This window comes from Candidatus Hydrogenedentota bacterium (assembly GCA_019695095.1).
Classification (GTDB): domain Bacteria; phylum Hydrogenedentota; class Hydrogenedentia; order Hydrogenedentales; family SLHB01; genus JAIBAQ01.
In genome coordinates this window covers 1-7,521 of sequence record JAIBAQ010000244.1, presented here as the reverse complement: position 1 = coordinate 7,521, position 7,521 = coordinate 1, and the positions used below count along the sequence as shown (strand labels likewise).

At 56.9% G+C, this 7,521-nt stretch carries 4 protein-coding genes; 1 reads left to right on the top strand and 3 read right to left on the bottom strand.

Annotated features, from left to right (window positions below; translation table 11 throughout):
• The first annotated feature begins 327 nt into the window (after positions 1–327).
• Entirely contained in the window at positions 328–513 is a 186-nt protein-coding gene (locus K1Y02_23770) for a hypothetical protein (GenBank protein MBX7259398.1), read from the top strand.
• Between the two features lie 503 nt (positions 514–1,016).
• Here K1Y02_23770 and K1Y02_23765 read toward each other — a convergent pair.
• The 3 genes from K1Y02_23765 to K1Y02_23755 form a co-directional block, all read right to left on the bottom strand.
• Complete coding sequence (locus tag K1Y02_23765) at positions 1,017–2,675, bottom strand: AAA family ATPase (GenBank protein ID MBX7259397.1); 1,659 nt, start codon at positions 2,673–2,675, stop codon at positions 1,017–1,019.
• Positions 2,676–2,734: 59 nt separating this feature from the next.
• Positions 2,735–6,823 carry a hypothetical protein gene (locus tag K1Y02_23760; GenBank protein ID MBX7259396.1) on the bottom strand — a complete coding sequence of 1,363 codons (4,089 nt, stop codon included), beginning with the start codon at positions 6,821–6,823 and terminating at the stop codon, positions 2,735–2,737.
• A 294-nt stretch (positions 6,824–7,117) separates the two neighbouring features.
• Positions 7,118–7,521 (bottom strand): hypothetical protein (locus K1Y02_23755; GenBank protein MBX7259395.1); only part of this gene is annotated, 404 nt, incomplete at its 5' end.

The window sequence follows — 7,521 nt, the reverse complement described above, 5'->3', positions numbered from 1 at the left end:
CCAACAGGGCTTGGGCGACGCGGCCTGACTTCTCCCAGCGTTCCTTCAAAATTTGAAAGGCTATCTCTATTGCCCGTACATTCCGCCTACAGCAGAAAAAGCTCTCGAAATCTCCCGATACCTGGGCAGTGCTTGAACGTCTACAACGGGCAGTTGTCCCTGTTCTTGGAGGCAGTGCATGACTTCGACCGCGTTCTCTGCGAACGTTTGAGCTTCACGAAATTCATCCCAGTTTCGGTGGTGTTTCAACATGTATCTAGCGTATTTCAAGCGAAGCCTGGAATGAGCACACAGCCACCGAACATCGTTAGGCGATGAAGCAACCACTTGAGAACCGATGGCCAAAGCCTCCTGATACGCACGAATCGCTTGATCAACCCGACCCGTCTCTCCAAACGCCTCCGCGACGTTCCAGCAGGCGGTGTACAGATCGAATTGAACTTCCTGATTGGCCGGTTCCAACTGGCGGGCTTTTTCCAGCAGAAGTCGCGCAACAAGAAACGCGATCAGTGAATTGTCTCTATCGTGGTGCGCTGCGAGCCACACACCACTATCTCGCTTCTCGGCAGCTCGCCCTCTCAAACATTCAGGACGTGGGCCCCCACGAGGCCAATCAGAACATCTGCCCAGAATATCCTGGTAGGCCCTATCACTTTGCACTGCAAAGGCAATGGATCGCCGATCGCTGAGCGCCACTGCTACTACGAGAGTAACGGTGGCCAAGCCAACTGCGATCCCGCTAAGGCGCAGTCGCCGACGCATCCGTGAGGGTGCAAGGCTGCCATGATGTTTGGCTTGAACGGGAGCATCCTGGGGCGAACCGCTGACGGACGGATCGGTTTGACCTGCGGATTGCTCAGTCACCTCTGGCTGCTTTGACAAAGACACGCCCCCCGAAGGGACCCCACCCGACGCGCCCCCAAGCAGGCCACTCGGATTCTCGCTCCGTTCAGTCGCGAAGGTCGGTACCCCTGAAGGGTCCAGGCTCGGGGGGATGGGTTCGCCCGCCGAGCCTCCTAGGGGCCCGCGAATACCCGGTCAGCGGCGGAAGGATCGGCTCCCAACACCAAGCGAGGCACCAGTTCCGCCGAGAGCCCCGTGAGCTCGATCTGGAGGCGGCCAGCCTCGAAGGCATCCTTCACGTTCCGTCCGTAGCCGAGCGCTTGATAGAAAGTCGCAGCGAACGTGATCGCCGAATTGTCGGGAATTGACGCTGACATGGCGACTACGCACCCGACCTCGCGGGCGATTGCTTGTGCCTGGACTTCGGTTTCGCATGCGTTGAGAACCACGCATTTGACGTGTTGCTTGTAGAGTCGAAACATGCGGCCGAGCACTTCCCCTTCGACCGGGATGCCTTTTCCGGTGGGAGTTTCCATCATGATGGCGCCGTCGCCTCCGTGGCCGCTGAAGTGGACGATTGAGGGCCCATGGCGCATGAGGTGCTCTTGCAGTTGGTCCACGCGTGCGGCCGGCGCCGAAATGAAGTCGAATCGGTCCCGGTACGCTGTACTTCGCAGTCGGCTTTCGATCTCGCGCATTTCCTCGTCAATGCGCAGGCGGGAGGTGCCCTTAGGGTTCGCGGCCAGGCACAGGATCTTGATCATGGTCAGGTACTCCTCTGATCTTGCTGGAGGTCTTGATTCAGCGTGCGGTGGCGGTGGGATCGCTGGCACGGTGACGGGGATAATCGCGTGAACGGAGCGGGCAGGAAATTGCTCGCCTGGGAGGACGGATTGCGGCTCCGTTGGGGCCGTTATCCATGTTCCTGAGCTAGACTTGCCAGATGCATCAGAAGGGGGCAGAGATGCGATAGCAGCATGCCACCAAAGAGAATCCTGCGAGAACGACACATTTTCATCGTGAAGCAGATGCAGGAGGCGGTCATTGGTATCTGAGGAAGTATGAATGGTCCGGAGAGCCTCCATCGAGAACTCTCCATGGTTGGAAAGGCACTGCGAGAGGTAATAATGCAGCCTGAACGGATGCCCTCCCGTCATGCGATGGATTTCTTTGCAGAACTCACCTTCCACGTGTTCGTCGGAGCATTGAGCGAGATTGATAAGCTCGCGCGTCTCAGATTCGGTGAACCCTGCGAGGGTGTGCCAGTCTGCGATCAGGTGGCGTAGATCCGAAGTATCATCCCGAAGGTGCTCGGAGAGCTTCTCTCGACCGGCGAGCACCACGGTCACCTCGCAGCGGTCAGTGTGGGTATTCAAGATTGAGGCGAGTTCGCCAAGCCAGTCCTGTTGCCCCACGCGGTGCACGTCGTCAAACAATAGGATCGGCTTGTGAAGACGTTGTGTCTGGCGGAATACGTCGCCCAATACCGTATTCAACGCACCATCGAAGCGACCGTTGGATGCGAGCGTGCGAACGGGGTCACGTATGGCATCCAAAAGCACTTGACGTTGGTCCCTGAGAGCATTGACGAGTTCCTCGATGATTGAATTGAGCATTGCTCCGAGACTCTTGTGGCGTCGGCGATCGAGGGCGACATACACGACAACTGGCACCGGCATGTCGTCATGCCTATTCCCCACAAGAATTGATCGTTGCACCGCACGCAACAAGCTCGTCTTCCCGATGCCTCGAGCCCCTACGAGCGATGCACTGCGCCCCGCGCGCAGGTCAGATGCCATCCGCATCACGAGCGTAGCACGTCCAACGAACACGTCGGGACCTGCACAGCGAGAAGTATCGAAAGGATTAGATGCGCGCACAACGCATACCTTCACATCCCGAGGCTCTCTTCCTGCAACCGGATCGCATCGCGCAAGAGGCCATACCTATGGTCCAGAATGTCACCGCGCTTCAGAAGCACCGTCGTGGAAACCAAGTTGTCGATTGCGTCGCGCATTTTCCTCCGAGTTCGAAGATCCGCAGAGAAGAAGTCCTTGACAGGTTTCGGTCCCAGAAGCGCGAGGGTCGCCGCCACCTGCTGTTCGTCAGGATCCATTCGCTCTTCGTAAATGGCCAGGATTGTGGATGATTGATCGCGATCTTCTAGAAGAGCCTCCACGGCTTCCGTTACCCGCTTACGATCAACGGGTTCCCTGCTTTGCTTCAGGAGCCTGCTCCCCAGGGTGCGGCTAAACCCCGGGTGCCCTCCGGTCGCTTCGTAGATGGCCTCCAGTCCGTCGTCGAGAACAGGCAGCCCAGCCCGGGCTGCGAGTGCACGCATCAGATCGTCGTTCTCGGCTTTGGGGAGCGGCTCCAAAAAGTGAGCATGGAGCAAATCAATGAAAGGATTCTCGCCGTGGTCTTCCCAACTTCCTGCTCGGCTGAGCGCTGCCGTCCGTCCGCAGGGCAACAATGTCAGCCAGCCTTCTTGGTGGAGCGCCTTGAGCAATCCGAGGGCTTCAAGAAAATTCTTGATCCCGCCCTTGCCACTCCGGTCAGGAATCAGGTAGGCATATTCGTCTAGGATGATCAGCAACCGGTGATTGGGTCTGCTTACGAGGCTCCTCTTATGGAAGTCTTGCAGCGCTTTTCTAAACATCTCGGCATCAGGGTTGACCGTAGTGGGAGAAGCTCCTGGGAGTCTCTGCATTACTTCGCGGTAGAGATCCCCGACCTCCCGATAAGAAGCATTCAGTTCGACCGAAATGGTTGAAATCTCCGGATGGGCGACGCGGAGTCTGCGACGGATCTGCTCCAAAAGGCTGGACTTGCCGATCTTATGGATGCCATAAAGGCCAATCTGCTGGCCGCGAGCAAGCATTTCAGTGAGGCGTTTTGTGTCTTCTGAACGGCCGAAGAATTCGGTTTGCTGTCGTACGACCCCTTTATACTCGAAAGGATCAATGCTTACCCTGCCCGTTCGGTTGAAGGCATCCGTGAACAAGCGTTGGCACTCCTGGTCTCCTTGGACCAAAGCGTCTCGGACCTCCAAAGCCGTTACAAGAGCAAGCGGCCGCTGCTCTTGCAAAACCATCCACATCTGGAGCAATCCTGTTGAGAGATCTTCCGCGGCGACAACCACCATCACGCGCCTAGCGGTTCGAAATTTCGTCGGAAGATCATCAAGCGCCTGTTGAAGCGTACGGCCCGATGCTTCGGCGCCCGGCATCAGGGCGACCGGGATGACCTCAGTCCCGCTAGGCGCAACCGCTCCGAAGCAGATATCCGAGATGTGTTGCACATCGTATCGTGCCGCACGGAGCCATGATTCCACGAGCGTCGGCAGAGGCATATCGTCGCGCTCGATTAGACGCTCGCGAGCAGAGCGCTGACGATCCTTTTCATCCAACTCACGTCGATGAAAGACAATCCGCTCACGCCAGCGCTTGACGTTATTGGACGTAGGGTTGAGAGCGAGCATGCGTCGATACGACTGGAACGCCTCCGAGTGAAGTTCGAGCTTTTCCTGGCTATCAACAAGTTGTGGAAGGAAAAGAATCAGGTCTCCCTCGTGCGCAGCAAGTTCCACCGCCCTCATCGAGTGCTGAAGGGACACTTGCAAGTCCTCTTTGGCGAGAAGGATTGCCAGTTCATGATATGCATGTCCGAAGCTGGGATCGAGTTCGAGCGCGGCATGAAGATGTCCCCGCGCTTCTTCAACAGATCCCAGTTGACGCAGCGTGGTTGCCAAGTTGACCCGAACGTTCGGGCAGTCCTGGAGTTCAAGGGATGCATGGTAATCAGCGAGAGCAAGATCCGTTCTCCCAAGCTTTTTGTAGCTGTTCGCCCGGTTACCGAGAGCCACCGATCCATCAGAATGGTTCTTTTCCCTGACAATATCGATATATTCCGTGTATATAGAGACAGCTTTTTCATCATCTCCAGAATAACTGGCGTTTATTGCAGCGCTAAAAAGAAGTTCAAAAGGCATATCTGAGCCTGCGGACGTTTTTTCGATAAGTTGCCTTGCTCGTTCGTGGTCTCCGAGTTCCGCGTAGAAGTTGACGATAGTATCCACGAACTGCATCTCGGTTTGCTTAGGCAGGAGTTTCCTGGCCAGTTCTTCGATAGACAGTCCAACTGCGTCTGAGAGTTGCGCGAAACGTCGCGCCCAACGGCGCCTGCCACCGACCACCCTACCGGGGCTCATCGCTTCCTTCCAGAGTTTTCTCGCGATCTCCTCTACGGATTCATCAAACTCCACACGACTCGCATCGCGGATCAGATCAGCTGCCAGTGTCAAATCAACTGCCGCCGCACGGCGGATCAGCGCCTTTGGATTATCGATCATACCTCCGACGAAGAGCACGGCCTCCCGTTGTGCGTGGGACAGGCCATGGTCCGGAATCAACTCTTCGGCAGAACGATGCTGCAGATGCATCGCTTGAAAATATTCCTGCACAGTATGGTGAAAGAACTTTAGCCTGTTGCTATAGTCCTGGCGCAACAGTCCCCCGGTGGTCAGAGCGTTGAGGAGGATTGCAGCTACCTTTTTGGGCTCTTGAGCCTGTTCGAATTCCTGGGCAAGGGTAGATTTGGCGTCACTGAAAGGGATCATGGTGCCCCAAACCATGCTTCTCGCGAGCGCGGTGAGAGCGCGCCCCAAGATTTCCTGGTAACGCGTTTGTGTGAGTTTCGAGATGCCCAGCAACGAAGCAAGAGTTTCGCGGTCCTTTGACCCCAAGCCGCGTTCTTCGCCCCAACCTGCCATCACTTCCACGAAGCGTCGGTAGATGGCACCTCGCCCCGTGGGGAGATTGCCTGTTTTTATCCTCACCCTCGCAATCATAGAAAGGAGCAAGGGATTGCCACACAGTTCCCTCATTCCTGGGTTCAACGCGTCGAAAGTCACACGCCCGTCAGCCTCACCGAGTGCGCTGCGCAGGTACTGGAATATCAGATCATCCGTCAGCGGTTGAATCTCCCAACGCCGGGCTTCCAGGTGCATGAGCCGGTTGACGCTGGATTCATAGTCATGAATACGGCCGCTAACGATCCAGCGGCTTGCGGACAGAGGCTTCGCAGGATCAGTTAGAGCGTTGATCTGCTGAACCAGATGGCGGTGCACTTCAACGTCCTGTACCTCATTTATCCCATCCAGCAGAATCACCAGTGAGCCTGATTGAAGAAGGTCCTCAGCCATTTTCCGATTGAGGAAATTGCCGATTGAAGTTATGGACTCCCCCAACAAACTGAGCAGGTCACCCCGGTAGTTGCTGAGAGGGACATATACGGGGGTACGCGGCCCTTGCTCTGCAAGCATGGCCGCAAACACTCGCAAACTAGTTGTCTTGCCCGCACCAGGATCACCCAACAGAAGACAAGAGCCGCCCGCGACAACCCGAAAGAGGTCTGCTTCAGCAAGCGTCGCGCCACCATGGAGGGGGATGACTCGCGTGGGTTGGAAACTCGCCGTCTGATAAGTCTCCCGCTCAGCCGTGCCTTCCAACGCCTTGCAAGCCGAGGTTCTTGCTCGCAAGAAGGAGAAGTTCCCTTTTCGGCTTCCTTGTTTCTGACCACTTCCAACATCCGCCGCAAACAGTTCCGCCAAGTACCCCTGAAGGATTACGGGGGAGATTCCGGAACTAAGCAACACGTCTCGAAGCTCCCGGCCATCGTCCGGCGAAAGTTCTTGGAAGAGGACAATCAGGGCATTTTCTACGCTTGCCGCTTGGGCCGCATTGGCAATGGCCTTGACGATATCTTTTGTAAACTTGCCTCGGGAGCGAGCGAGAATGACAACCCACAGTTCGTTCGTTTGGAAAAGTCCCTCGGGGGATTTCCTCAAAATCTCGACCCTCCACGCGCATTCTATGCGCTGCGCGACAAACCTCGCGTACTTGGAAATACCCAAACCACGGATGATCCGCTCGCCAAGGCCAACAAACTGTTCCGGTTGCAATCGGCTGTAGCTGGTCATCGGAGCCTTGGAATCAAAACTGGGATTTGAAGGGAAGTCAACGCTAATTATCTTGCGTCACGTTTTGAGGACCCCCCGATGAATAACTTCGTGCCTCCGGCGCCTGAAGTCCCGCGGAAGCAGCGCCTTCGGCACGCGGCAATGCGACGTTATTGTTCGGAGGCTCCAGACTGAGTGACCCACAATTCACTTGGATTATATAAGGACAGATTGGCAGAACTTGCATCCCGTTCGTCTGATGCATTGCCGCACAGCTTTCCTCTACTCGCCTACGACAGAAGTGAAAGACATGACTCAACGAACGTCGGGATCGGCCAGCCACGCCGCCAGCTTCTCAGGCGCCAAGTCGTGGACCATGTCCCCGAGGCGCTCCCCATCCATCGTGTCGAGCCGCTTGGCGAGCGTCTGCCGTTCGGCTTCGGTGAGCTTGCGGCCGAGGCGCCGGGCCGCGAATTGGACGAGCGGGACGAGGGCATGGTCCCGGATGTCCACCCCGGCCTCAGGGTACGCCTGGACGGACTTCCGGAGCCCCTCGATCACGCGGAGCCGGTCTTCGGGCGACAGGTCGGGCTTGAACTCGGGCAGCATGGCGGCGACCTCGGGGAGGGAAGATACCACGAGCGAAAGCCACTCGGGCGGGCGAACGTGCACCACCCAGCGCACGAACTCCTTGAGCTTCGTGCCCGAACGGGCGAGGA

Coding starts and splice junctions, on each gene's coding strand:
- K1Y02_23760 (MBX7259396.1), bottom strand. CDS start 6,823: ATGACCAGCTACAGCCGATTGCAACCGGAACAGTTTGTTGGCCTTGGC.